This is a genomic window from Plantactinospora sp. KBS50 (assembly GCF_002285795.1).
Classification (GTDB): Bacteria; Actinomycetota; Actinomycetes; order Mycobacteriales; family Micromonosporaceae; genus KBS50.
The window spans coordinates 3777842-3803404 of sequence record NZ_CP022961.1 but is presented as its reverse complement, the minus strand read 5'-3'; the positions used below and the strand labels follow the sequence as shown (position 1 = coordinate 3803404).

The 25563-nt window shown below is 73.7% G+C and carries 15 protein-coding genes; 9 read left to right on the top strand and 6 right to left on the bottom strand.

What is annotated here, in order from left to right; translation table 11 throughout:
• Window positions 1-409: 409 nt before the first annotated feature.
• Window positions 410-2362 carry an ATP-binding cassette domain-containing protein gene (locus CIK06_RS16640; RefSeq protein WP_095565596.1) on the top strand — a complete coding sequence of 651 codons (1953 nt, stop codon included), beginning with the start codon at window positions 410-412 and terminating at the stop codon, window positions 2360-2362.
• A 160-nt stretch (window positions 2363-2522) separates the two neighbouring features.
• Here the strand turns inward: CIK06_RS16640 and CIK06_RS16635 are convergent, their stop codons facing one another.
• Complete coding sequence (locus tag CIK06_RS16635; RefSeq protein WP_095565595.1) at window positions 2523-4577, bottom strand: M4 family metallopeptidase; 2055 nt, start codon at window positions 4575-4577, stop codon at window positions 2523-2525.
• A gap of 630 nt (window positions 4578-5207) precedes the next feature.
• Between CIK06_RS16635 and CIK06_RS16630 the strand changes: the two genes are divergently transcribed.
• Window positions 5208-6044, top strand: a complete 837-nt coding sequence (locus tag CIK06_RS16630; protein ID WP_095565594.1) for a DMT family transporter — start codon at window positions 5208-5210, stop codon at window positions 6042-6044.
• 134 nt (window positions 6045-6178) lie between these two features.
• Here CIK06_RS16630 and CIK06_RS16625 read toward each other — a convergent pair whose 3' ends face one another.
• Together CIK06_RS16625 and CIK06_RS16620 are read right to left on the bottom strand one after the other, a co-directional pair.
• Window positions 6179-12526, bottom strand: a complete 6348-nt coding sequence (locus tag CIK06_RS16625) for a non-ribosomal peptide synthetase (RefSeq protein WP_095565593.1) — start codon at window positions 12524-12526, stop codon at window positions 6179-6181.
• Window positions 12510-13517: a TauD/TfdA family dioxygenase gene (locus tag CIK06_RS16620; protein ID WP_095565592.1), complete on the bottom strand. Its 1008-nt coding sequence runs from the start codon at window positions 13515-13517 to the stop codon at window positions 12510-12512. The genes CIK06_RS16625 and CIK06_RS16620 overlap by 17 nt, the downstream gene beginning before the upstream one ends.
• Before the next feature lie 173 nt (window positions 13518-13690).
• On the opposite strand from CIK06_RS16620, the gene CIK06_RS16615 reads away from it, so the two are divergent.
• The 4 genes from CIK06_RS16615 to CIK06_RS16600 all read left to right on the top strand — a co-directional run bounded on the left by CIK06_RS16615 (window position 13691) and on the right by CIK06_RS16600 (window position 20288).
• Complete coding sequence (locus tag CIK06_RS16615; protein ID WP_198347894.1) at window positions 13691-16693, top strand: type 2 lanthipeptide synthetase LanM family protein; 3003 nt, start codon at window positions 13691-13693, stop codon at window positions 16691-16693.
• Between the two features lie 41 nt (window positions 16694-16734).
• A complete protein-coding gene (locus CIK06_RS16610) occupies window positions 16735-16962 on the top strand; it encodes a hypothetical protein (RefSeq protein WP_095565590.1) in 228 nt (75 codons plus the stop codon).
• Window positions 16963-17102: 140 nt separating this feature from the next.
• On the top strand, window positions 17103-19955 hold the full coding sequence (locus CIK06_RS16605; RefSeq protein WP_095567904.1) for an AAA family ATPase: 2853 nt from the start codon (window positions 17103-17105) through the stop codon (window positions 19953-19955).
• Between the two features lie 117 nt (window positions 19956-20072).
• Window positions 20073-20288: an MbtH family NRPS accessory protein gene (locus CIK06_RS16600; RefSeq protein ID WP_095565589.1), complete on the top strand. Its 216-nt coding sequence runs from the start codon at window positions 20073-20075 to the stop codon at window positions 20286-20288.
• A 101-nt stretch (window positions 20289-20389) separates the two neighbouring features.
• Here the strand turns inward: CIK06_RS16600 and sbnA are convergent, their stop codons facing one another.
• From sbnA to CIK06_RS16585, 3 genes are all read right to left on the bottom strand, one after another.
• A complete protein-coding gene (gene sbnA, locus CIK06_RS16595; protein ID WP_095565588.1) occupies window positions 20390-21406 on the bottom strand; it encodes a 2,3-diaminopropionate biosynthesis protein SbnA in 1017 nt (338 codons plus the stop codon).
• A gap of 185 nt (window positions 21407-21591) precedes the next feature.
• The gene (locus CIK06_RS30070; protein ID WP_198347893.1) at window positions 21592-21804 is read right to left on the bottom strand and encodes a hypothetical protein; all 213 of its coding nucleotides are present in this window, start codon (window positions 21802-21804) and stop codon (window positions 21592-21594) included.
• Window positions 21805-21936: 132 nt separating this feature from the next.
• Window positions 21937-23022 carry an AraC family transcriptional regulator gene (locus CIK06_RS16585; protein ID WP_095567903.1) on the bottom strand — a complete coding sequence of 362 codons (1086 nt, stop codon included), beginning with the start codon at window positions 23020-23022 and terminating at the stop codon, window positions 21937-21939.
• A gap of 262 nt (window positions 23023-23284) precedes the next feature.
• Here CIK06_RS16585 and CIK06_RS16580 point away from each other — a divergent pair, with 262 nt between their 5' ends.
• The 3 genes from CIK06_RS16580 to CIK06_RS16570 all read left to right on the top strand — a co-directional run bounded on the left by CIK06_RS16580 (window position 23285) and on the right by CIK06_RS16570 (window position 25522).
• A complete protein-coding gene (locus tag CIK06_RS16580; protein ID WP_198347892.1) occupies window positions 23285-23731 on the top strand; it encodes a hypothetical protein in 447 nt (148 codons plus the stop codon).
• A 476-nt stretch (window positions 23732-24207) separates the two neighbouring features.
• Window positions 24208-24837, top strand: coding sequence for a response regulator transcription factor (locus CIK06_RS16575; protein WP_095565586.1), 630 nt, complete (start codon window positions 24208-24210; stop codon window positions 24835-24837).
• 82 nt (window positions 24838-24919) lie between these two features.
• A complete protein-coding gene (locus CIK06_RS16570) occupies window positions 24920-25522 on the top strand; it encodes a response regulator transcription factor (protein ID WP_095565585.1) in 603 nt (200 codons plus the stop codon).
• Window positions 25523-25563 lie beyond the last annotated feature (41 nt).

Below are 25563 nucleotides of genomic sequence, written 5' to 3'. Positions count from 1 at the left end.
CACCGCCCGGCGGCGCGCCGGACCCGGGCGCGGACACCGCCCCCGGCGGTGCCGCCCCCGGCATCCGCGACGGCGGTGCCGCCGGCGCCCCGGGCGAGCGCGTCGCGGTGGCCGACGGAATGGCGGCCGACGCAATGGCGCCCGACGGCGTGGCGGCGCTGCTCACGGCCCACCCGGAAACCACGGCTGCGGTGGCGGTGCTGGTCGGCGGCTGAGCCGGGAATCCGGGACTTCCGGGTGCCGCCAATTTCGGCATCCGGCGTTGCGGGCGTGTCGGGCGGCGACCGCCGTACGGTCCCGGTGTGCCCTCCGGATCCCTCGACCGCGCCGCTGGTCCGCCCGGTCGGGCACCGGCCTCCGGCGGTGTGATCGTGCTCCGGCCCGTTCGCGTCTCTGGGAGGGGAAACCCATGACGAAACCCGACGGCCGTACGCCCCGGCCCGGTCCGGACCAGGCGTCGGTGCTGCCGGAGCTGCGCCAGATGTGGTGGGAGACCGGGCTGCGGGCGCGGGCTCAGGCCGGCGTGTTCGCGGTGTTCGCCGAACTGCCCCGGCTGGTGCGGGCCGCCCTCGTGGCGAGCTGGCGCGCCGACCGCGTGCGTACCTCGATCGTGGCGGCCACGACGGTGGGCGCGGGGGTGATGTCGGCGTTCGGCCTGCTGGCCACCCAGCGGGTGCTGGTGGAGCTGTTCGCCGGCGGACCCACTCCCGGGCGGGTGCGGGCCGCGCTGCCGGCGCTCGTGGCGTTGGCCACGGTGACCGCGCTGCGCGCCGGGATGGCCACCGCGATGGGGTACGCGCAGAACGGGCTCACCCCGAAGGTGGACCGGGAGGTGGAGCGGGGTCTGTTCGAGGTGACCACGGCGGTACGGCTGGAGGCGTTCGACGCCGACGCGTTCGCCGACGACATGGAGCGCGCCTCCCGGGGCGCGGACTCCACCACCGATCTCGTGCAGGCGTCGATGAACCTGCTCGCCGGCCTGGCCGGTGTGCTCGCGGTCGCGGCCGCCGTCGTACTGATCCATCCGCTGCTGCTGGGCGCCCTGCTGGTGGCGACCGTGCCGAACGCCTGGGCGTCGCTGCGCGCCGGGCACCTGCGCTACCAGACGTACGCCGCCGGCAGCGTGCGCCGGCGGCGGTTGTGGCTGCTGCACCGGTTGATGGCCGAACGCGACTCCGCGCCCGAGTTGCGCTCCTACGGGCTGCGCTCCTTCCTGCTGGACCAGTACGACCGGGTGATGCGGGTGGAGACCGGGATCCAGCTCGCGCTGGCCCGGCGGGTCACCACGACCACCACGGTCGGCGCGATGATCGGCGGGCTGGCCACGGCCGTGGTCTACGTGCTGCTCGGGCTGCTGCTGATGAACGGGCAGATCCCGCTCGCCGCCGCGGCGACCTGCGTGATCGCGGTGCAGTCCGCGCAGCGTTCGCTGTCGGTGGTGACCTTCCAGGTAGACCGGGTCTACACCGAGGGCCAGCACTTCCGCGACTACACCGGCTTCATGACCCGGGCCGCCGGCTATCTGCCGCCGCCGCCCGACCCGGCCGGGATGCCGGCGCCGGACCGGCTGCGGGAGATCGACATCGAGGCGGTCAGCCTGCGCTATCCCGACCGGGACACCCCGGCCGTGGACCGCGTGACGCTGACCATCGGGGCGGGGCAGACGGTGGCGTTCGTCGGGGAGAACGGCTCCGGCAAGTCCACCCTGGCCGCGATGATCGCGGCCCTGCGCACGCCGACCGCGGGAACCATCCGCTACAACGACCGGCCGCTGGCCGACTGGGACGCCGGCCGGTTGCAGGACCGCATCGCGGTGGTCACCCAGGACTATCACCGGTGGCCGTTCACCGCCGCCACGAACATCGCCATCGGCGAGATCACCGGCACGCCCGAGCAGGAGCGGATCGAGGCCGCCGCCGCCCGCGCCGTGGCGCACGACATGATCCGCGAGCTGCCGCACGGCTACGAGACGCTGCTGGACCGGACCTTCGCCGGCGGCCAGGACCTCTCCGGCGGGCAGTGGCAACGCATCACCGCGGCCCGCGGTTTCCTGCGCGACGCGGACCTGCTCATCATGGACGAGCCGTCCTCGGCGCTGGACCCGCGCGCCGAGAACGCCCTCTTCCAGGCCATCCGCGACCGGCAGGGCCGGCGGATCACCATCCTGATCACGCACCGGCTGGCCAACGTCCGGCACGCCGACCGCATCTACGTGCTGCACCACGGCCGGCTCGTCGAGTCCGGCGACCACCACGAGTTGATGACCGCCGGCGGCCGGTACGCCGAACTGTTCGGCATGCAGGCCGCCGGCTACCACGCCGGACCGGTGCGGACGCCGCCGCGGCAGGCCAGCACCGCCTGACCGTGGGTACGGGCCCCGGCCCGGTCCGATCCCGGTGCGGAACGCCCGGCGCGCAATGGCCCGGCGCGCAACGGCGGGGAACGGCCCGGAACGGAACGGACCGGGCCGGTCGCCGCGGTGGTCACCGCGGCGGCCGGCCCGGCCGGGAAGGTCGACGGACTTAGCTGAGGGTCAGCGCCGTGTCGTCGACCACGAAGGACGTCTGGAGGGAGACGTCCTCGGTGCCGCTGAACGAGATGGTGACCGTCTGTCCGGCCAGCGAGGAGACGTTGAACGTCTTCTGGCTGTAGCCGCTCGCGGCGTTCAGGTTGGAGTACGTGGCCAGGGTGGTCGAGCCGGCCTTGACGGTCAGCTTGTCGTACGCCGTGCTGCTGGTCGTCTCCGAGGTGTCGATGTGCAACCAGAAGCTGAGGGTGGCGGAGCATCCGGACGGGATCGTCACGGATTGGGTGAGCGTGTCGGTGTGCGTGCTGCCGTACCCGTCAAGCCAGGCCTTGTAGCTGCCGCCGTGCGCCGGCTGCGAGCTGGAGCTGGTGATGACGCCGGAGGTGGCGCTCCAGCCGGTGCTGCCGGACTCGAAGCCGGGGTTGGTCAGCTTCTGGCCCGAGCAGCCACCGCTGGTGGCGGTCGGGGTGGGGGTGGGGGTGCTGCCGGTGGTGCAGGTCGGGTCGCCGGACTGGGCCGGCACGCTGACCGCGTCCCACGCCGCCTTGACCGTGTTGAACTGGGTGCAGCTGCCCGGGTAGAGGTTCTTCGCCGCCTGCAGCGTCCAGGTCCGGTACTTCAGGTACGAGGACGAGGTGGTCTTCAGCAGCATCGCGTTGTACATGATCTTCATCGCGGTCTGGATGCCCAGGCCGGTGATCGAGGTGCCGTTGCAGGTGCTGCTGGTCGGCTGGCCGTTGGTCGGGTTGGTGCCCTCGGCGAGCAGGTAGAACCAGTGGTTACCGGGACCGGCCGCGGCGTGCACCTCCTGGCTCGGGATGCTGCTGGAGTAGCAGTTCGAGTCGCCCAGCGCGGACGGGTTGTACATGTTGCGGATCGGGCCGCTGCCCACCAGGTTGATCTTCTCGCCGACCAGGAAGTCGGGGGCGTCGTAGGCCGACGGCTCGTTGGCGAACCACTCGGTCGCCGCGCCGAAGGTGTCGGCCACGAACTCCTGGGTGTTGCCGCGGGAGATGCCGCCCGGCGTGTTGTCGTCCACGCCGTGCCCCATCTCGTGACCGACCACGTCCAGCGAGCTGATCCACTGGCCGGCGGTGTTCTTGCCGATCTGGACCTGGGTGCCGTCGTAGTAGGCGTTCTGCTGGTTCAGGCCGACCCGGATCGGCCAGGAGCCGCCGCTGCCGTTCATGCCGCTGCGGCCCAGCCACTGCGACAGCATCTTGACCTCGGTCTGCGCGACGAACAGCGCGTCGACGCAGCCGGTCTCCCGGCTGGTGGCGTTGCCGTTGCCGAAGACGTCCGTGGTGTTGGAGAAGATGGTGTTGTTCGAGGCGTCCTGGCAGCTCAGGTTGGTGGTCGACGGGTCCTTCATGGAGTACGTGCTGCCCGAGTGCGTGGTGCTCAGCGTGACCGGGTTCGGCCCGTTCCAGGCCGCGGTGCCGGTGCCGTGCATCACGTGTTCCTGGGTCTCCAGCACCGCGCCGGTGGTGGCGTCCACGTCGACGGTGAGCCGGCTGTAGCCCTCGGCACCGGTGCCCTGCAGGGTGGTCTCCCAGGCCAGGCTGGGGGTGGCGCCCAGGCTGAAGACGACGAGCTTGGTACCTTCGATGGTGGTTACCGTGCGTAGCTGCTTGCGGGCCGTCGCCTCGGCGGATGCGGCGCTGAGCTTCGGCGTGGTGCTCACGCCGGTGATGGTGCGCTCCTGCGCCACCGAGTTGGCCAGCACCTGGCCGCTGGCGTTGGTGGCGATGACGAAGTCACCGCCGACCACCGGCAGTCCCTTGTACGTCCGGTCGTAGGGGATGTACTGGATGCCGGCCGACGAGATCACGGGGTGCTGGATGAACGCGTCGTCGGCGCTGGCGTGCAGGAACGCCGGACGGTCGGCGACCAGCGAGGCCGCCGCGTTGGCGGCGAGCGCCGGAGCCTGGGCGGCGTCCGGAACGGGGCTCGACGGTGCGGCCTGGACGGCCACCGCGGTGCCCGCGGCGATCAGGCCGGCCGCCGTGGCAGCGCCCAGCGCGGCCAGGCGGGATGGGGAGAGCTTCACAGGTGCTCCTGTTTCTCGGTGGTCAGGCGGGCTCCGGTAGGGGCCGACGGACCGTGGGTGGGAGACGTGGGGATGGTCGTCTCTCCGGAGCTGCCGGCGTGCCCGGTTACCTGATCGACCAGCCAGCCATTGACGGCTGCGCATAGGCACAATCACATATGCGGAGGCGGTTAACAATAGGTCGGGGCCAGCTACTTCAACGGGCTACTTGCTGGTAGGTAAGGGTGTGGTGGTCAATCCCGGGTGTGACGGGCATGAGTTAACCCCGGACAGTGGTGGTCACAGTCGACGGACCCTGTCCGCCGTAACGGACCCGTCATGAATGTCGATGCGTCACGTAACAGGATCCGGCTGGCGGTGGCCGGCCGGACGGCGACCGCCAGCCGGCGGCTCGGGGCGGCGGTGTCCGGCCGGGCATCCGGCGAGCGGCGCCGACGGTTACGGAGCGTGTGCGCGCTGGGCCGAAGCCATTGGTCGCATTTCATGGGCCAAAAACCCTGTTCTGCGGAATGATGGGAAATCTCGCTTCTTCGTTCTGTATCGCGCGGCATGTCGCAGTCAGCGTAGAGGGTGGATAACCATGAAACAGGAGGGAAAGGACCGGGCGCGCCGGCCGGCTGAGGTTCCCGGATGAACGTCACCGCCGTCCTGCTCGGGCTGGCCTCGGCGGTGCTGTTCGCGATCGGCTCCGCGGTCGAGCAGACCACCACCCAGCAGGAGAAGCAGACCCGTACCTTCGACCCGCGGCTGATGCTGCGGCTGGTCCGGCGCCCGCGGTGGCTGCTCGGCTGGGTCCCGGACCTCGGCGGCACCGTCCTGCAGGCCCTGGCGCTGCGCATCGGCGCGCTCGCCCTGGTCGAGCCGCTGCTGCTGGCCGGGGTCTTCCTGGCCGTCCCGCTCTCGTCCGCGCTGGAGCGGCAGCGGCCGCATCCGCGGGACCTCGTGGTGGTGGCCCTCGGCGCGGTCGGACTCACCGCGTTCCTGGTCGCGGCCAACCCGCGGGCCGGGGTCAACCGGGCGCCGACCGAGGACTGGCTGCCGGTGATCGCCGGGCTCGCCGTCGCGTTCGCGCTCTGCCTCGTGCTGGCCTGGCGGATCCCCGGCGCCACCCGCGGGGTGCTGCTCGGGGTCGGCACCGGCCTGCTCTACGGCTTCAGCGCCTCGCTGCTGAAGACCATCACCGTCCAGATCACCGACGGCTTCGGGGTGCTGTTCACCAACTGGCAGGTGTACGCGCTCGCGCTGACCGGGCTGGCCGGCCTGATCCTCAACCAGAACGCCTTCCAGAGCGGCCGGATCGCCGCGCCGCTGACCACGATCGCCCTGGTCGACCCGATCGTCGGCATCGTCATCGGGGTGACCGTGTACCAGGAGCGGCTGGCCCTGGCCGGCTGGCGCCTTCCGGTGGTGGTGCTGTCCGGGGTGCTCATCGGCTACGTCATGTGGCTTGCCCGCCGGTCGCGGTGACCCCGCCGGTCGCGGTGACCCCGCCGGTCGCGGTGACCCCGCCGGTCGCGGTGACCCGTCTGGTCACGATCCGGCCCGGTCGCGGTGACCCGTTCCGGCGCGGCGGGGGCGGACCCCGCCGCGCCGGAACGGGCTCACGCCATCAGGTCCGCCACCTCGGCGTCGGACAGTTCGGCGATCTCCGCCTCGACCGCGGCCGTCACCGCCGCGGCCAGCTGGGCGACCGTGCGCGCCTCGAACAGGCAGCGCAGCGGAAGCTGCACCTGGAAGGTCCGGTGCAGCCGGGCCAGCACCCGGGTGGCCAGCAGGGAGTGGCCGCCGATGGCGAAGAAGTCGTCGTCCACGCCCACCTGGTCGCGGTGCAGCACCTCACCCCAGACGTCCGCGATGAGCTGCTCGGTCGGGTTGCCCGGCGGCCGGTGCCGCGGCCCGGCGGCGCCGAGGTCGGGCGCCGGCAGGGCCTTGCGGTCGACCTTCTTGCTGGCGGTCAGCGGCAGACTCGGCAGCGTCGTCCAGAATGCCGGCACCATGTTCTCCGGCAGCAGTGACCGCAGGTGCTCCCGCAGGTCGGCGACGGTGGGCGCGTCGCCCGGCCGCGGGACCAGGTAGGCCGACAGCCCCTTGTCGCCCGGGGTGGTCTCGACGACCGTCACGGCCGCGGCCTGCACCGCCGGATGCCGGGCCAGGGCCGCCTCGATCTCGCCCAGTTCCATCCGCAGCCCGCGGATCTTGACCTGCTGGTCGATCCGGCCGAGGAACTCCAGCGTGCCGTCGCCGCGCCGGCGTACCAGGTCGCCGGTGCGGTAGAGCCGTTCGCCGGGTTCGCCGGAGAGCGGGTCCGGCACGAACTGGGCGGCGGTCAACCCGGGCCGGCCGTGGTAACCGCGGGCCAGGCGCAGGCCACCCAGGCACAGTTCGCCCGGCACGCCGACCGGCACCGGGCGCAGGTCCCGGTCGAGCACGAAGGCCCGGGTGCCGGGCACCGGCCGCCCGATCGGCAGCGCGGCCGACGGGTGCTCGCCGGCAAGCATGCCGCGCACCGGGTGCAGCAGGCAGGTGACGGTGGCCTCGGTCGGCCCGTAGTTGCACAGGAACCGGCCGGGCAGCCCGGTCCGCTCCCAGCGGCGGGCGTCGGAGACGGTGACCACGTCGCTGCCCACGTTCATCAGCTTGAGCCCGGCCAGCCGGCCGACGTCGTACTCCAGGACCTCGCGGTAGTACGCCGGGGTGATCTCCATGATGGTCACCCCGTGCTCGGCCAGCCGGGCCGGCAGCTCCGCCGGCGGCCAGAACACCGGGTCGCTGACCACGATCGTGGCGCCGGCCAGCAGGGTCGCGGCGATCTGGTCCATCGCCACGTCGAAGGTCAGCGCCGAGAGCAGCACCACCCGGTCCGACGGGGTGATGTCGTACGCGTCGGCGATCACCCGGCAGTGGTGCGCGTACGCGCGATGTTCGATCATCACGGCCTTGGGCCGGCCGGTGGAGCCGGAGGTGTAGATCAGGTAGGCCAGGTTGCCGGGGCCGGCCGTGGGCCGCACGTTCTCCTCCACGGCCCCGGAGAAGTGGGTCACCACCTCGTACCACCCGGCGCTGAACCGGGGCGCGAGGTCCTTGGTGGTGACCACGACCCGGGCACCCGCGTCGGCGATCATGAAGTCGAGGCGGTCCCCCGGGTGCGCCGGGTCCAGTGGCGCGTACACCCCGCCCGACTTGAGCACGCCCAGCAGCACGATCACCGCGTCCAGGCCGCGCTCCAGGCAGACCGCCACGGTGCTCTCCGGGGTCACCCCGCGGGAGCGCAGGTACCGGGCGAACGCGTTGGCCCGCGCGTTGAGCTGCGCGTAGCTGAGCCGTTCGGTGCCGAAGACCACGGCGGTGGCGTGCGGCGTGCGCCGCACCTGGGCCTCGAACAGCTGCGGTACGCACAGCGGCTCCGCCACCGCGGGCGTCCAGTCGTGCCGGATCCGCTGCCGCTCGTCCGGGCCGAGCAGGTCGAGTTCGGCCAGCCGGGTCCCGGGTTCGGCCGCGATGGCGTGCAGCAGCCGCAGGTAGTGCCCGGCCAGCCGGTCGACGGTCGTGCGGTCGAACAGCTCGGTGGCGTACTCGAAGACGCAGCGCAGCCGGTCGTTCGCCCGCTGCTGGACGGTGAGCGTCAGGTCGAACTTGGCCACCGGGGTGCCGGCGCGCAGCGGCTCGATGGCCGCGCCGCCCAGCGTCCCGGGGAAGCGGTCCAGGTGCTGCACGTCGAACATGATCTGGAACAGCGGGTTGCGGGACAGGTCGCGGTCGGGTTGCAGCGCGTCCACCAGATGCTCGAACGGCACGTCCTGGTGGGCGAACGCGTCCAGGGTGGCCGCCCGTACCTGGGCCAGCAGCTCGGTGAAGCGGGGGTCGCCGGCCAGGTCGGCGCGCAGCACCAGGGTGTTGGTGAGGAAGCCCAGCAGGTCCTCGGTCTCCGGCCGGGTGCGACCGGCGACCGGGGTGCCCACCGCGATGTCGGGCTGGCCGGTGTACCGCATGAGCAGCGTCTGGAACGCCGCCAGCAGCAGCATGAACGGGGTGGCCCCGTGCCGGCCGGCCAGGCCGACCAGCTCGTGCGCGAGGGCGTCCGGCACGTCGACGGCGAGCGTGGCGCCGCGCGGGTCGCGCTGCGCGCCGCGCGGCCGGTCGGTGATCAGCTCGACCGGGGTGAGCCCGTCCAGCCGGGCCGTCCAGTAGTCGAGCTGGCCGCCGGTGTCGGCGGCGCGGTCGAGCTGCCAGGCCGCGTAGTCCGCGTACTGGATCGGCGCGGCCGGCTCCAGCCGGCCGTGGTAGGCCGTGTCGAGGTCGCGCAGGAACACCCCCATGGACCAGGCGTCGAAGGCGATGTGGTGCAGCAGCAGCACCAGCAGGTGATCGTCCTGGCCGACGCGGATCAGGGTGGTCCGCAGCGGATGCTCGCGGGCCAGGTCGAACGGCCGGCTGGCGGCCCGTTCGAGCAGGTCCAGGCCGGTCGACTCGGCGTCCGGGCGCCCGGTCAGGTCGACGGTCTCGAACTCCACCGGGCCGGGCGGATCGACCACCTGGACCGGCTCGCCGGACCGGTCGGCGTAGCGGGTACGCAGCACCTCGTGCCGGCGCACCACGTCCCGCACCGCGTCGCGCAGCCGTTCCGCGTCCAGCGGACCGCGCACCCGCAGCGCCAGCGGGATCAGGTACTCGGCGGTGCCGGGGGCGAGCTGGTCGAGGAACCACAGCCGCTGCTGGCCGAAGGAGAGCGGCAGCGGGCGGTCCCGGGCCACGGGCCGGATCGCCAGCGGGTCGGCGGTCGTGGTGGTCTCGCCGATCCACCGGGCCAGGCTCTCCACCGTCCGGCGGGCGAAGAAGTCGCCGACCGACATCTCGATGCCGAACATCCGGCGCAGCCGCAGGACCAGCCGGATGGCCACCAGGGAGTGCCCGCCGAGGGCGAAGAAGTCGTCGGTGGCGCCGACTTGCGGCACGCCGAGCACCTCGGCCATCGCCTGCGCGATGTCGCGCTCCATCGGCGTACCGGGTTCCCGGCCGGCCGCGACCGGCTCCGGCGCGGCGGCCGGGTCCGGCAGCGCCGCCCGGTCCACCTTGCCGTTCGCGGTCAGCGGCAGGGCGTCCAGCGCGACCACCGTCGCGGGGATCATCGCGGCCGGCAGCCGCGCGCCGAGATGTTCGCGCAGGTCGTCGGGAACGGCCGGCACCAGGTACGCGGCGAGTTGGGTCTCGCCCTGACCGGTGCGCCGGGCGAGCACCACCGCGGCCCGGACGTCGGGGTGTTCCTCCAGCGCGCCGCGGATCTCGTCCGGTTCGATCCGTACACCGTTGACCTTGACCTGGTCGTCGGTGCGGCCGAGGAACTCCAGCGCGCCGTCCGGACGCCAGCGCACCAGGTCGCCGGTGTGGTACCAGCGTTCGCCGGGCTCCACCGGGTACGGGTTCGGGGTGAACCGCCCGGCGGTGAGTCCGGGCCGGCCGAGGTAGCCGCGGGCCAGGCCGACCCCGCCGATCCGCAGCTCGCCCGGGGTGCCGATACCGACCAGCCGGTCCGCGCCGTCCACGACGTACAGCCGCAGGTTGGGCAGCGGGCCGCCGATGGGCACCGTCGCGGTCCGCTCGGCCCCGGTGTACGACCAGGCGGTCGCGTCGATGGAGCATTCGGTCGGGCCGTAGGTGTTGACGACCTCGATGTCCAGCACGCCGGTGAGGCGCTGGCACAGGTCGGTGGGCAGGGCCTCGCCGGCGGAGCAGACCAGCCGCAGCGTGCGGCAGCGGCCCAGCCCGGGGTCGGCGACCAGCAGACGCAACACCGACGGTACGACCTGGAGCAGCGTGACGCCGCCGCGGACGATCGCGTCGATCATCACGGTGGGGTCGCGGTGCCCGTCGGCGGGGGCCATCACCACCGTGCCGCCGCAGACGAGCGGGGCCAGCAGTTCCCAGACCGCCGCGTCGAAACCGATCGTGGTCTTGTGCAGCAGCCGGTCGGCGCCGGTCATCGCGTACCGCTGGACCGACCAGAGCACCCGGTTGCGGATGCCCGCGTGGGTGACCACGACGCCCTTGGGCCGGCCGGTGGATCCGGAGGTGTAGACGAGGTACGCGGCCTGCCCGTCGGCGATCTCCGGCAGGTCGCCGCCGCCGGCCGCGGCGTCCGCCGGGCCGTGGCCGGTGGTCGCGGTGTCGGCCGGGCCGCGGCCGCCGGTCGCGGTCTGGGGCCGTTGCGCGTCCAGCACCAGCGTGTCGACCCCGGCCGGGACGCTGCCGGCGGCGTCCTGTTCGGTGAGGACCAGCGCGGCGCCCGAGTCGGCGACCATGAAGGCCAGCCGGTCGGCCGGGTACTCCGGCGGCAGCGGGACGTAGCTGCCGCCGGCGAGCAGGATCGCCAGCACGGCGGTGGCCAGGTTGCCGCCGCGGTTCATCGCGACCCCGACCGGGGTCTCGGCGCGCACCCCGCGCTCGCGCAGGTGGCGGGCCAGCGCCTCGGCCCGCTCCGCCAGTTCGGCGTAGCTGCGCGCCCCACCGTCCCAGCTGACGGCCACGGCGTCCGGGGTGGCCCGGGCCTGGGCCAGGAAGAGCTGCGGCAGCGGCTGCGCCGGGCGGGCCAGCTCGGTGCGGTTCCAGTCCGCGAGCTGCGCCAGGTCCGCGGCGGGCACGATGTCCAGCTCGCCGACCGGCCGGGTGTGCTGCTCGGCGATGGCGGTCAGCAGCCGTACGTGGGCCGCTGCCGTCCGCTGCGCCCGGCCGCGGGTGAACAGGCTGGTCGGGTAGACGAGCTGGCCGGTGAGGGACCCGTCGGCGTTCTCGGCCAGGTGCAGGGACAGGTCGAACGGCGAGGCGGCCCAGATCGGCGGGCAGGTGCGCACCTGCAGACCGTCCAGTTCGAACGCCTGGCGGCGCCGGGTGGCCAGGTTGAAGGCGGCCTGGAACAGCGGGTTGCGGGCGGTGTCCCGGGCCGGGGAGACCGCGGCCACCACCCGCTCGAACGGCACGTGCTGGTGGCGGAACGCGGCCAGCGCGTCCTGCCGGACCTGGCCCAGCAGGTCCAGGAAGCCGGCCGTGCCGTCGACCGCGGTGCGCAGCACGATGGTGTTGACGAACATGCCGATCAGCGGCGCCTGCTCGGCGCCGCTGCGGGTGGAGACGGACAGCCCGACGGCGACGTCGGCGCGGCCGCTCAACCGGCTGAGCAGGAGCTGGTACGCCGCGATGTGCACCATCGAGGTGGTGGCCCGGTTCGCGCGTCCCAGGGCGCTCAGCCGCTGCGCCACCTCGGCGGGGACGGTCAACTCGACGCTGTCGCCGGCCGGGTCCCAGTCGGCCGGCCGGATGCCGTCGGTCGGCAGGTCCAGCGGTTCCAGCCCCGCCAGCCGCTCGCGCCAGTAGTCCAGGCCGTCCGCGTCGGGTCCGCCGGACCGGCCGGCGATCTCGCGGTACTGGTGCGCCAGCGCCGGCAGCGTCGGCGGCTCGCCCCGCAGGGCCGCCGCGTAGAGCACCCGCAGTTCCTCGGCGAGCAGGCTCCACGACGTGCCGTCGAACGCGATGTGGTGCACGGTGATCAGCAGCACGGTGTCGGTGTCGTCGAGCCGGATCAGCCCGGCCCGCCAGGGCGACTGCTTGCGCAGGTCGATGGGGGTGCGCAGCTCCTCGACCCGGATGTCGTGCAGCCGCCGCTCGCGCTGCGCCGCCGGCAGCCCGGTCAGGTCGACGGTGCACAGTTCGATCTCGCCGGCCGGGTCGACGACCTGGACCGCGCTGTCGCCGACCGTGTCGTACCGGGTGCGCAGCACCTCGTGCCGGGCCGCCACCTGGTTCAGCGCGGCGCCCAGCGCGGCGGTGTCCAGCGGCCCGCGCAGGCGCAGCGTGGCCGAGACGAGCTGGTCGATGGCCGCGCCCGGGCGCAGTTGGTCCAGGAGCCAGACCTGCTGTTGGGCGTACGAGAGCGGTTGGGGGTCAGGACTGGCCGTCACGGTCGCCTCCGGTGTCTTCGTCGTCGTACGCCTCGGCCATCGCCACCGCGATCCGGCGTGGCCCGGTGAACGGTTCCCGGCCGTGCGCGGCCAGCATGTTGTCCACCAGCAGCAGGTCGTCCCGCTGCCAGTCGAAGCGGCGCTGGGCGGCCCGGTAGCAGTCCCGCAGGTGCGCGACCACGTCGTCGGGGATGGTCGCGCCGTCGCCGTAGTAGCTGTTCGTCGGCAGGTCGGCCTCGTCCACCATCTCCCGCAGCGCGGCGCAGACGTCCGGGGCCAGCGTGGTGACGTGGAAGAAGGTGAGGTGGTTGAACCACACCGTCTCGCCGGTCACCGGGTGCCGGTGCACGGCCCGGCGCCGGGCGCGGGTGCGCAGGCTGTTGCGGCCGACCCACTCCGGAACCATGCCGTTGGCCGTGCAGTACGCCTCGACGGCCGCCCGGTCGTCGGTGCCGAACGCCTGCTGCCAGGGCACCCCGTACCCGTCGGAGAAGTTGCGGACCACCATCCAGCCGCGGGCCGCGAACTCGTCGCGGACGGCCGGGTCGATCGAGCGCAGCACCTCGCGGGTGTCGGCAAGCGGGGTGGCGCCGAGCGTCTCGGGTGGCCGTACGCAGTGGAAGAACAGCGTCAGCGGCCAGCGCGCCTGGTACGAGTTCTCGTTGTGCAGGAAGATCTCCTCGCCCGGCGGGTAGTCGGTCGAGGTGTAGATCTGTCCCTTGATCGTGCTGCGCGGTGAGGACCGTTCGGTGTAGGCCAGCGGCGTGCCGGCGAGGGTCCGGACGGCGCCGTCGAACCCGTCCACCCCGCCGATGTCGAAGCCGCGCAGCAGCACGGCCCCGTGCGTGCGCAGGCGGCGCCGGATGGCGGGCGTGTCCAGGGCGTCGGGGTGGCTGATGGGCAGGCGGGGTACGTCCGGCGACACGACGAAGGGCAGGGCCAGGTCAGGTCCGGCTTCGGCATGCGCGACCGGCGTGACTGGAGAGCGCATGTGGCCAGCATCGGGCCGCCGGGGGCGGGCCGGGAGAGAACGACCGGCGGCGCCGCGCGCAACATGGGTACCACCGGGACTGCGTGTTCTTCCCTGCCGGGTGGGCGCCGGAGGCAAAACATGGGTGCCATTCACGCATGTCCCGTCCGGCCGGCTCTGGCAACGTTCCGGGCATGACCGAGCCGCCGTCCAGCCGGCGTCCGGACCGTCCGGATGTCACCCCGCGCCCGACCGGGCCCACCCGGGACCTGCCCGGGTCCGCCGACGTCGACGTGCTGGCGGTGCTCGCCGACACGCTGCGCGAACCGGTCGCCGCCGCACGGGACCGGCTGCTGCACGAGGTGCGTACCCCGCCGGCCCGGCCCGACGTGCCCGGCCTGTCCGACGTGCCCGGCCTGCCCGACGTGGCCGACCTGCCCGGCCTGGCCGACGGGTTCGCGCGGGAACTGGGCATTCGGCTGGCCCGGCTGGCGGCCCGGACCTTCGCGGCCGAGTTCGACCGGCTTCAGCGCGGCGGCGACCTGGCCGGGTCGACCGGCCCGCAGCGGTTCGCCGACTTCGCGCATCGGCTCGGCCACCGCGGTGGCCTGGCCGACCTCCTCGCCCGGTACCGGCGGCTCGGCCGGCTGGTGGCCTCGACCGCCGCCGACGCCGTCGAGGTCCGGGCCGAGATCCTGCACCGGTACGTCGTGGACCGCCCGGTCCTCGTCCGCGAACTGCTGGACGGGGTGGACCCGGGACCGCTGACCGAGGTACGCGCCGGACTCGGCGACCCGCACCAGGGCGGCCGGTCGGTCGCCCGGCTCACCTTCGGCGACGGCCGTCAGGTGATCTACAAGCCGCGCGGGATCGCCGCGTACCAGAAGCTGACCGAGCTGACCGGGTGGCTCAACCGGGCGGTGCCCGGCCTGGAGTTGCGGACCGCGGCGACGCTGTCGTGCGGCGGGTACGGCTACGCGGAGTTCATCCCGCACCTGCCGCTGGCCGACGTGCGGGCGGCCGAGCGGTTCTACCGCCGGGCCGGGGCGCTGCTGGCCCTGCTGCATGCGGTGCGCGGGGTGGACCTGCACTGCGAGAACCTGATCGCCTGCGGCGAGCACCCGGTGATCGTCGACGCGGAGGCGCTGTTCCATCCCGAGCTCGCGGCGGCGGGGGTGCCCGACGACCCGGCCCGGCTGCTGCTCGGCGCCTCGGTGCACCGTACCGGCATGCTGCCCAGCGTCCAGGTGGGTCCGTCCGGGGTGGCGGACTGCTCGGGGCTCAGCGGCCAGGCCGGGGTGCCGGCGCTGGAGCGGCTGGACTGGGTGCTGGCCGGTGCCGACCGGGACCAGTTGCGACCGCGGGCGCGCTCGGGCGGCGGCCGGCTGAACATGCCCCGGCTGCGCGGGCGGGAACTCGACCCGAGCGATCACGGCGCCGCGCTGCTGTCCGGGCTGCGGGCCGGCTACGACGCGATCATGAACGACCGGCCGGGCTTCCGGGACCTGCTGGCCGGCTGTGCGGACGTCGAGACGCGGTTGGTGTTCCGCCCGACGCTCACGTACGCCCTGCTGCTGGACGGGGCAACCCACCCGGACCTGCTGCGCGACGCCGCCGGGGCGCAGCGGGCGTTCACGGTGCTGTCCCAGCACCCGGCGGTGGACCCGTTGCGCCGCCCGCTGGTCCAACACGAGGTGGCCGACCTGCTGCGGGGGGACATCCCGGTGTTCACCGCCGTCCCGGACCGGCGGGACGTGTGGGCCTCGACCGGCGAGCGCCTGCCCGACCTGCTGCCGTCCACCGGCCTGGCGGACGCCGCGGCGGTGCTGTCCGGGATGGGCGCGGCCGACCGGCGGGATCAGGAGTGGATCGTCTCGGCTGCGTTGGCGTCCCGGCAGCCGGTGGACGAGCACCGGCCGAGCGCCGTGCTGCCCGGCCCGATCGTCGGTCACGAGGCCGGGCCGGATCGGCTGCTCACCGCCGCCTGCGGGATCGCCGACCAGATCCTCGCCCGCGGCGTCACGGACGCCGGCCGGGTGAACTGGCTGGGGTTGGAGGTCGTCGACGGTGCCCGTTGGATGGTGCTGCCGATGGGCGCCGCGCTCTCGAACGGCTACCTGGGGGTGGCCCTGTTCCTCGGCCAGCTCGCCGAGCTGACCGGGCTCGGCCGGTACCGCGAGGCCGCGCTGCGTGCGGCGAGCGCCGCGGGTCCGCTCTGCGAGTCGCTGGCCGGCCGGCCGGACCTGGCGGTGCACGTGGGTCCCGGCGGCTACCAGGGGTTCGGCGGCATCTGTTATGGACTGTCCCGGCTCGCGGTGCTGCTCGGGGACGCCCGGTTGCGGGACTGGCTGGAGGCCGGCATCGCGGCCGCCGGGTCTGCGGTCGGGGCGCCCACCGGGGCGCCCGGCCCGCTGGGGGTGGCCGGTGGGCTCGCCGGCTGCCTGGCCGCGATGCGCGCCGTACACGCCGAACTCGGCCTGGCCTCCGCCGCGGCGCTCGCCGCGACCTGCGCGGACCGGCTGGGCGAGGCGCTGCCCGCCGGCGGCCCGCCGGCCGGCGGGCCACTGCCGGCCGGGTACGCGGAGGGCCACGCCGGCATCGCCTGGGCGCGCTCGGCGGCCGGTGCAAACCCGGTCGCGCCCGGCCCGACGCCGGCGGTGCCAGCGGTCGGCGTCGGTGCCGGTGCCGGTGTCGGTGCCGCGGTGCCGTCGGTCGATGCCGGGGTGCCGTCGACCGGTGCCGACGCGGCGTCGGCGGGCGCGGCGGGGTCCGATCCGGACGCCGCGCCGATCGAGGACTTCGGCTGGTGCCGCGGGGTCGCCGGCATCGTCGCGGCCGGCGGGATGCCGAGCGGCGACGAGCGCGGGCGGATCGTCCGCCGGTTCGCGCAACGGCCGGTGTTGCGGGATCTCAGCCTGTGCCACGGCGAGCTGGGTATCACCGAGACGCTGGTGGTGCTGGCCGCGGCCGATCCGGACCGGTCGGTGCAGCGGGTGCTGCGCTGGCGGGCCGGTCTGGTGCTGGACGCCATCGAACGGTTCGGGCCGGGTTGCGGTACCCCGCACGGGGTCGGCACGCCCGGGCTGTTCAACGGACTTGCCGGCATCGGCTACGGGCTGCTGCGCCTCGGGTTCCCGGCACGGGTGCCCTCGGCGCTGCTGCTGGAGCCGGGCCGGACGAGCACGGCAGTGCGATGAACCGCGCGCATCGGGCGAGCGGTCCGACAGGGGAGGTACACATGTCCGAGGATCGACTGATCGAGGTTGCCGACGTCGAGCGCGGCGAGGAGGGCGCCGGGCAGGAGTCGGGGGAGCGGTTCGGCATGCTGGAGCTGATGTCCAGGGTGCCGTTCGGAGCCCGGGTCGCGGTGCTGGCCGGCGTCGTCGCCACCTCCGCCGGAGCCGCGGAGCTGATCAGCGTGATCAATGGCGGAAGCACCACCTGCTGCCCTCCCAGCGCCATGTGAGAAATGTTCACATCCTGGACAGTGATCGTCCGACACGGGGATAATCGGGTGTTGTGAGATCTCCGTCGTGGTCACCGGCTCCGCGCCGACGCGCGTCGGCGCTGGTCGGTCGCCATGACGAACTGCACGCGGTGCAGCAGATGCTGACCCGGGCGCGCGCCGGGCGGGGCGGGACGATGTTTGTCGCCGGAGCCGGCGGCATCGGCAAGTCCCGCCTCGCCGCGGCCGCCGCCGACGCGGCGTTCGCGGCCGACATGTGCCTGCTGCGCGGTCGCGGCAGCGCGGTCGGGCTCGCCGTGCCGTTCCGCTCGCTCACCGAGGCGCTGCTGTCGCTGGTACGCAGCGGCGACCCGATCGACGTGGCGGAACTCGGCCCGTACCGGCACGCGCTCGGCCGGCTCATCCCCGACTGGGCGGACGGCCCGGCCGACCCCGGCAGCGGCTCCCTGATGGTGCTCGCCGAGGCGGTGCTGCGGCTGACCGCGCTGGCCGGGCGGGACCGCGGATGCCTGATCGTGCTGGACGACCTCCAGGACGCCGAGGTGGAGACGCTGGCCGTGGTGGAGTACCTGGCCGACAACCTGGACCGGCAGGCCACCATGCTGCTCTGCACGGTCCGCACCGAACCCTGCCCGGCCCTCGACCTGGCACACGCCGCGCAGCAGCGCGGCACCGCCACGGTGGCCACGCTGCCGCCGCTGAGCGCCGCGGACCTGCGCGAACTGGCCGCCTCCTGCCTGGACTGCCCACCCGAGGACCTGCCGCAGTCCCTGGTCGACCGGCTCTCCAGCGACAGCGCCGGCAACCCGCTGTTCGCCGAGGAACTGCTCGCGGCGATCGTCAACAGCGGCCAGCTCGTCCACGAGGGACAGACCTGGACGCTGTCCGAATCGGTCCGCCCGAGCGTCCCGGACACCCTCGTGCGTACCGTGGGCCGCCGGGTCGAGCAGCTCGACCCGGCCGCACGCGACCTGCTGTCCATCGGCGCCGTGCTGGGCAAACGCTTCCCGCTGGGGCTGGTGCAGGCGGTCTCCGGCCTCGACGACCGGACGCTGCTCAACCACCTGCACGGCGAGGTCGCCAGCCAGCTCGTCGCGCCGGACGAGCAGACACCCGGCTGGTACGCCTTCCAGCACCCGCTGTTCGGCGAGGCGGTGCTCCAGGCGCTGACCCCCGGACACCGGGTGGAACTGGCCCAGCGCGCCGCCGCGGCGGTCGAGGCCGCCTATCCGGGTCTGCCGGACGAGTGGTGCCAGGTCACCGCCTCGCTGCGGATCCAGGCCCAGGAACCGGCCGCCGCCGCCCGGCACTACCTGGAGGCCGGCCGGCGGGCGCTGGCCCAGGGCGCCGCGTCCTCGGCCGTCGACCTGCTCGACCGGGCCCGCGAACTGCTGGAGGGCGACCCGGACCAGCTCGTCCACGCCGCCGTGGTCGAGGCGCTGGCATCCGCGCTGGCCGAGGCCGGCCTGATGGAACGGGCCCTCGACCTGGCCGGCCGGCTCGACGAGGTGCCCGACCGGCTGGACCGGCGCCGCCGGTCCGCGCTGCACACCCGGCTCGCCTGGGCGGCCAACGTCGCCGGCCGCACCGAGGACGGGCTCAACCAGGTGGCACTCGCCCGGGCCGCCCTCGGCCCGCAGCCGAGCGACGAGGACACCGCGCCGATCGACGTGGTCGAGGCGCACGTCCTGCTGGACCGGCCCGGGCCGGAAAACCTGGCGATCGTCGAGGCGATGACCCGGCGCGCCGCCGCGGTGGCCGAGGCGGTGCCGCTGCCCGTGGTGGCCTGCCAGGCGTGGCAGTTGCTGGGTGCCCTGACCCGCGGCCGGGACCTGGCCGAGGCGACCGCCTGCCTCGAACGGGCCCGAGCCATCGCCGTCCGGCACGGCCTGCCGATCTGGGAGATCCACGCCCTGGTCCGGCTCGGCCACGACGAGGCGCTGCGCGACGGCGGCATCGAACTGCTGGAACAGACCCGGCAGGCGGCGCTGAACTGCGGCGCGGTGACCGCCGGCTTCCACGCCGAGACCAACCTCGCGCTGCACCTGGTGCTGCGCGGCGAGTTCGAGACGGCCGCCGAGCTGATCGACCGCTCCCTCGGCGCCACCATGCGGCTCAAGCTCATCGAGACCACCCAACTGCTGCTGCTCTCCCGGGCCATCCTCGGCGCCCACCAGGGCCGGCGCCGGGAGATGAACGACGCCCTGGCCGAGTTCCGGCGCTGGGACGGGGTGCCCGACCACCACGCGGCCCGGGTGTACGGCCTGGCGCGGACCTTCTGCGCGCTGCTGGAGGAGGACCGCGACCGCGCCCTCGACGAGCTGGACCGCGGCCGGCACGGCGGCGACGCCAACGTCAGCGCCCACCTCGGCGGCGAGAGCGGCATCGGCCCGCTGCTGCGGATCCTCACCACCGAGGACCGGTGCACCGGGTACGCGCCGGACGCCACCGCGCAGCCCGCCGGCGAACTGCGCTGGAACCGGCAGTTCGCCCTGCTCGCGCGTGCGGTGCTGGCCGGCCGGGCGGGCCGGCCCGCCGAGGCGGACACCCTCGTCGGGGAGGCGCTGCGGGCCGCCGCGCCGTACGCGATGGCCCGGCACCTCGGCCTGCGCCTGGCCGGCGAGGCCGCGCTCGCCGACGGCTGGGGCGATCCGGTGCCCTGGCTGCGCACCGCCGAGGAATACTTCCACCAGCTCAACGTCGTCCCGGTGGCCAGCGCCTGCCGGGCGCTGCTGCGCAAGGCCGGCGCGGTGGTCAACCAGCGCCGCACCGGGGCCGAGGACCTGCCCCGGGAACTGCGCGAGGCGGGCGTCACCGTGCGGGAGTACGAGGTCCTCTGCCTGCTCGTCGACCGGCTCGGCAACCGGGAGATCGCCAACCGGCTGCACCTGTCCCCGCGTACCGTCGAGAAGCACGTGGCCAGCCTGATCGCCAAGACCGGCCAGGCCAACCGGATCGTGCTGGGGGAGTTCGCCACCCGGCTCGTCGGCTGAGCGGGCGTTGCCACCGACAGCGCTGCCGGTTCTTCTCTGCTGCCCGTGCCGCGGACCCGGCAGGCTCCGGATAGCCGGATCGTCCGGCGGCGTGGGCAGCAGGAAGGGGCGGCCGTCATGGTCGAGGACAAGACGGACGAGCGAACCTATCAGGTGGTCGTCAACGACGAGGAGCAGTACTCGATCTGGCTGGCCGACCGGGACCTCCCGCCGGGATGGCGGGCCGAGGGCACCAGCGGGGACCGTGCCGCCTGCCTCGCGCACATCGACGAGGTGTGGACCGACATGCGACCGTTGAGCCTGCGCCGGCAGATGGCGGCCCAGGCCGGCTGAACCCGACCCGACCCGCGCCGGTCCACCGGCCGGCGCCGGGTCCGGCCCCACCACACGGAAATCCCGCAGGAGCCCGGCTCCTGCGGGATTTCCGTGTGCCGTCAGTACGCGCTGGTCTCCATCACCGTGGCATCCTGCTTCCACAGATGGGAGATGTCGCCGAAGCGCGACCGGACCCAGTCGTCGTCGTAGATCGTGTCCAGGTACCGCTCGCCGCGGTCCGGGAAGACCAGCACGCAGGTGGAGCCCGGCGGGATCCGGTCGAGGCTACGCTCCAGCGCGGTCACCACGGCCCCCGACGAACCGCCGGCCAGGATCGCCTCCTGCCCGGCCAGCCGCCGGCAGCCCACCACCGCGCCCGCGTCGTCGACGTGCACCACCTCGTCGGCCAGGCCGTCCCGGTACAGCGCGGGGCGTACCGCCGCGCCGTGCCCGGGGATCAGCCGCGGCCCCACCGGATTGCCGAAGATGGTGCTGCCGACCGCGTCCACCGCCACGATCCGGATGCCCAGCCCGTTCTTGCGGGAGTACTCGGCACAGCCGCGCAGCGTCCCGCACGAACTGGTGGCGCAGAAGAGCAGGTCCGGCGGGCCGGACAGCGCCTCCACGATCTCCCGCATGGTGGTGTGGTGGGCCCTCGGGTTGCGCGGATTGGAATACTGGTCCGGCCAGTAGCCGCCCGGTAGCTTGGCCGCCAGCTCGCGGACCCGCCGGATCCGCACCGGCAGATACTCCCCGGTGACCGGATCGGTACGGGTGACGACCTCGACCTCGGCGCCCAGCGCCCGCATGATGGCGATGTTCTGGACGTTCGTCCGCGGGTCGACCACGCAGATGAACCGGATCCCGAAGTACGCACACACCTGGGCCAGACCGATACCCAGGTTGCCCGAACTGGACTCGACCACCACCGAACGGCCCGGGACGATGCGCCCGGTGGCGATGCCGTGCCGGATCATCTCCAGCGCGGACCGGTCCTTGATGCTGCCGCCCGGGTTGTAGGCCTCCAACTTGGCGAATACCCGCACGGTGCTGTTCTCGGCGAGCCTGGTCAGCTCGACGAGCGGGGTCGAACCGACCGTGCCGGTTATCCCGCTGGTGAATGCCGGCGTCTTCATGTTCTGAGCCTTGCCGCGCGGTGCCGGCCGGCGCAGAGAAGGAAGCGCAGAGATCCTGACACGCTCCGCAGGCCACCGCGCCGAGCGCCGGAAGGCAGCGCGCTGGGCCAGACCTCGTCCGCCTGCGATGCCGACTTCGGCTCAGCCCGCGCTCGCGAGCAAACGGATCCTCCACCATCCAACGCCTACATCAACATCAGCCGCGCGCTGCTACCCGCGCCGGCACTGTCATACTTCGAGAAACTCGCCCCGTCCGCCGATTCCGGCGAATACCAGGCCACCGATGCGATCAGCGCCTTCGCCGCCGACCACGACGTCCTGATCCACCCCGTCACCGGCCAGTACCACGACTGCGGCAACCCGACCGGATGGCTCGCAGCCAACAACGCCGCAGCCAACGCCCAAGGACCAGCCGTCCCCAAACCCGCCCGATGATCGATCCCCGGCTCGCCGCGGCCAAGCCGACACCGGCACCGCTCGTCCGCACCTACGCCCTGATCATCCCTGACCTGCGAACCACGACGACGGCATCAGCAACCCGACTCCCTGCCCGGGGTGGGTCGCTGCGCCGCGGGGTGTGATCCCCGCCGAGACCGGCGGCGACCCGGTTCGCCACCCCCGGGCAGCTGGCCCCGTGCGGCCGTGGGCGACGGGCGCATGTGGTGGCGGTAGTCGCGAGGTGCCATGCCGACCTCGGCGCGGAAGGTGCGGCTGAACACGGCGGCGTGGCTGAATCCCCAGCGGGCGGCGATCTCGTGGATGGGCACGGCGCCGAGCGCCGGGTCGGCGAGGTCCCTGCGGGCGCGTTCGAGACGCTGCGCGCGGACCCAGGCGGCGACGGTGCTGGCCTCGTCCTGGAAGAGTCGGTGCAGGTAGCTGACGGAGATGTGGTGCGCCTTCGCTATCTCGGCGACGTCCAGCCGCGGATCCGGTAGGTGCTGCTGGATGTACGCCTGGATCCGCAGGACCAGGGCGTGCCGGTGGGTTTCCGGGGGCAGCCGCCGTTCGGCGTCCAGGGTGTGCGCGGCCAGCGCGGCGAGCAGGTCGATCAGGACGCCGCCCAGGCGCGGGCCGTCCGCCGGCTGGTAGCTGTCGCTGCGCGTGGCCAGCCCGGTGAGGAAGTCGACCAGCAGGGCGGCGATGCCGTCCTCGGCCGACAGCCGCCGGGCCAGGAGCTTGTCGATCTCGCGGTCCGGCAGCGGCAGCAGCGCCTTGGGGATCTCGATGCCGATTCCCCGCAGTCGTTCTCCGCCGCCGGGTCGGCAGTCGAACGGGCGTGACATGTCCACGATGTACAGGCTCCGGGCCGGATGCACGTCGTCGTGGCCGGACTGCGTGACGTGCAGCGCGCCGTCCAGCATGACCGAGACGTGGTACGACTCGGAGGTGTCCCGGCGGACCAGCCGCGGGGTCCGCTCGAACCGGGTCGGCGGGATCACGGTCGGCCAGACCTGAAGGGCGCCGAGCCGCAGCAGGTGGGCGGTGGCCCGGAAGTCCCCGGCGTGGTCGCTGGTGATCCGCATGGGCGCCATCAGCTCGCACATGCACGCACTCCAGCGGTCGAACCGGTCGTTCGCCGGGAAGGCGTCGGTGCGGAATGTCGTGGTATCGATCACCAGCAAGTCCCCCTTTGCCGATCCGATCGCCCATTGGCGAGATAGCGCCATGTCTCAGCGTCGATCCTGACAAAGCCGGCGTGGTGGCGGGCGACCGCCGTCCGATGGGCGACAGTGGCCTCCGTCTCACCGCTGCCAACCGGCCCGCGAGCGCGGGTGGACGGATCGTCAATCGGGTGTGCATTGCCGGCCAACGACGAATGTCGATCGGCGTGACAGTTTTGGCGGTGTAACACGGCAATCACATCGAAGGGAGTGGGTCTTGCCTCAGCTACGCAGGATCGCCGCGCTGCTGCTGTCCATGGTGACCGTGAGTGGCGTGCTCGTGCTCGTCACCGGGACGCCCTCGCAGGCCGCGGTGTCGTGCTCGGGCACCGTCAGCTACAACAAGAACTACGGCCCCGGGGAGCTGACGATCTACTACAACTCCTCCAACGGCGGTACGAACAGCGCCTGTTTCTACCACCAGGGGGCCGCGTACGGGGTCGCCGCGCCCACGTACGTCCGCACGTACCGTTGCACGCAGACGTCGGGGGAGGGCCAGCCGTGCACGATCGCGGCCAGCTCCAGCGCGGACTCGGGCAACTACGCGTACTACGCGGGGCCGCGCGGGGTCACCGGCGCCGCGAACTACTGCGTCGCGGCCGAGGGCTACATCGAGTGGCAGGGTTTCACCTACTACATCAGCAGCGGGCGCCAGGGCTGCTGAACCGCACCTGTACCGGCCCCGGCCCGGCGACCGGGCGGTTGGCCGGCGCCGGGCCGGCGCGCGACATCGGCGCGCGACACCGGCGCGCCACCTCGGTGCGCCACCTCGGCGTGCGACACCAGTGGTCCCGGCCGGTGCAAGCCACCGGCCGGGACCGCCCGGCGGTCCGCCGTGGGCGACGCCGGTGTCCCGGCGCCCCCTGATTCCGTACCGCGCGCCGCCCGGGGTGCGCGCCGGGTGGGGGTTGTCCACCCGCATTTGCCGACCGTGCGGCACCGCGGCGGGCTCACCGGCGCCCGGCCGCCGCCGGGACGGCGCCGCACCGGCGGGTGAGGGCGGGGAAATCCACGGGTACGCCCGGTCCGTGCCGGCCCGCGCCACGAGCGGCCGTCGGCCGGGGCGAATGTGGGCAGCGGGCACCGATGCGCGGACCCTGCCGGGCCGGGAGGGTCGGGGGCGCAGAAGGGAGGTCCGCCATGTCGGAACAGACGCGGATCCTGGACGGTGCGGAACTGCTGCGGGCGCACCTGGTGGCCCCGGACGAGCGGACCGCGGCCGGGCTGGTCGCGGTGCTGGCCCGGGCCGGTGTGCCGGTGGTACCGCTGGACGGCGCCCCGGAGGCGCCGGTGGTGGCCGCGGGGCGCACCGTCGAGGAGGCGGTGCAGGCGTGCCCGGAGCCGGTCCGGGAGGGGAAGTACGGGCTGCTGGTGGTGGCCGACACGGTGGCGCCGGCGGCGGTCCGCCGGGCGGTGCGGGCCGGCATCCGCACGATGCTGCCCCGGGCCGGGGTGACGCCGGCCCGGCTGGCCACCGCGTTGCAGTCGGCGCTGTACGGCGACGGCTGGATGCCGTACTCCGTGCTGGTCCGGCTGCTGGGCACGGCGCCGCCGGCCGGCGGCGGGCAGCCGCCGATCGGGGGGCTGACGGCGCGGCAGTCGCTGGTGCTCCGGATGATCGCCGACGGGCACGGCAACGCCGCGATCGCCCGCGATCTGTCCTGTTCGGAGCACACCGTGAAGAACGTCATCTATGACCTGATGGCCCGGCTGCAGGTCAACAACCGCGCTCACGCGGTCGCCCAGGGGATCCGGACCGGGCTGATCTGACCGGGGAATTGGGTACGTCCTACGCCTGCGCCCACCGGCTCGCCGTACTTGGCTGGCGGCAGTCGACCCGAGGGAGTTGGTGATGGGCGGACCGGTGAGTGTCAACGTGATCGCGCTGGATCCGGTGCTGGAGGCCGGAACGAGGAGCGCGCTGAGCGGCTGTCCCGACGTCGCGGTGGTCGGACCCGACGAGACCGCCGTGGTGACCGTGGTGATCGTCGACGGCGTCGACGACCAGGTGCTCGACATCGTGCGGATGGTCCGGTCCGCCGCCCACCGACCGGAGATCGTGGTGGTGGCCACGGACATGGCGCAGCCGGAGGCGCTGCACGCGATCACCTCCGGGGCGCGCGGGCTGCTGCGCCGCCGCGAGGCCAGCGCCGCCCGGCTGACCCGGGCCGTCCTGGCCGCCGCCGGCGGCGACTGCACGGTGCCGCCGGACATGCTCGACGGCCTGCTGGAGGCCGGGGCGCGGGGCCGGTCGCCGGCCGGGGCCAGCCTCAGCGAGCGGGAACGCGCGGTGCTGCGGATGGTCGCCGACGGCCAGGAGACCGACGACATCGCCCGGACACTGTCCTACTCGCCGCGCACGGTGACCAGCGTCGTGCACGACATCACCCAGCGGTACCGGCTGCGCAACCGCGCACACGCCGTCGCGTACGCGATGCGCGCCGGGCTGCTCTGACCAAGCCTGACCCGAGCCGGCGCCGATGCCTGCCGGTTCTT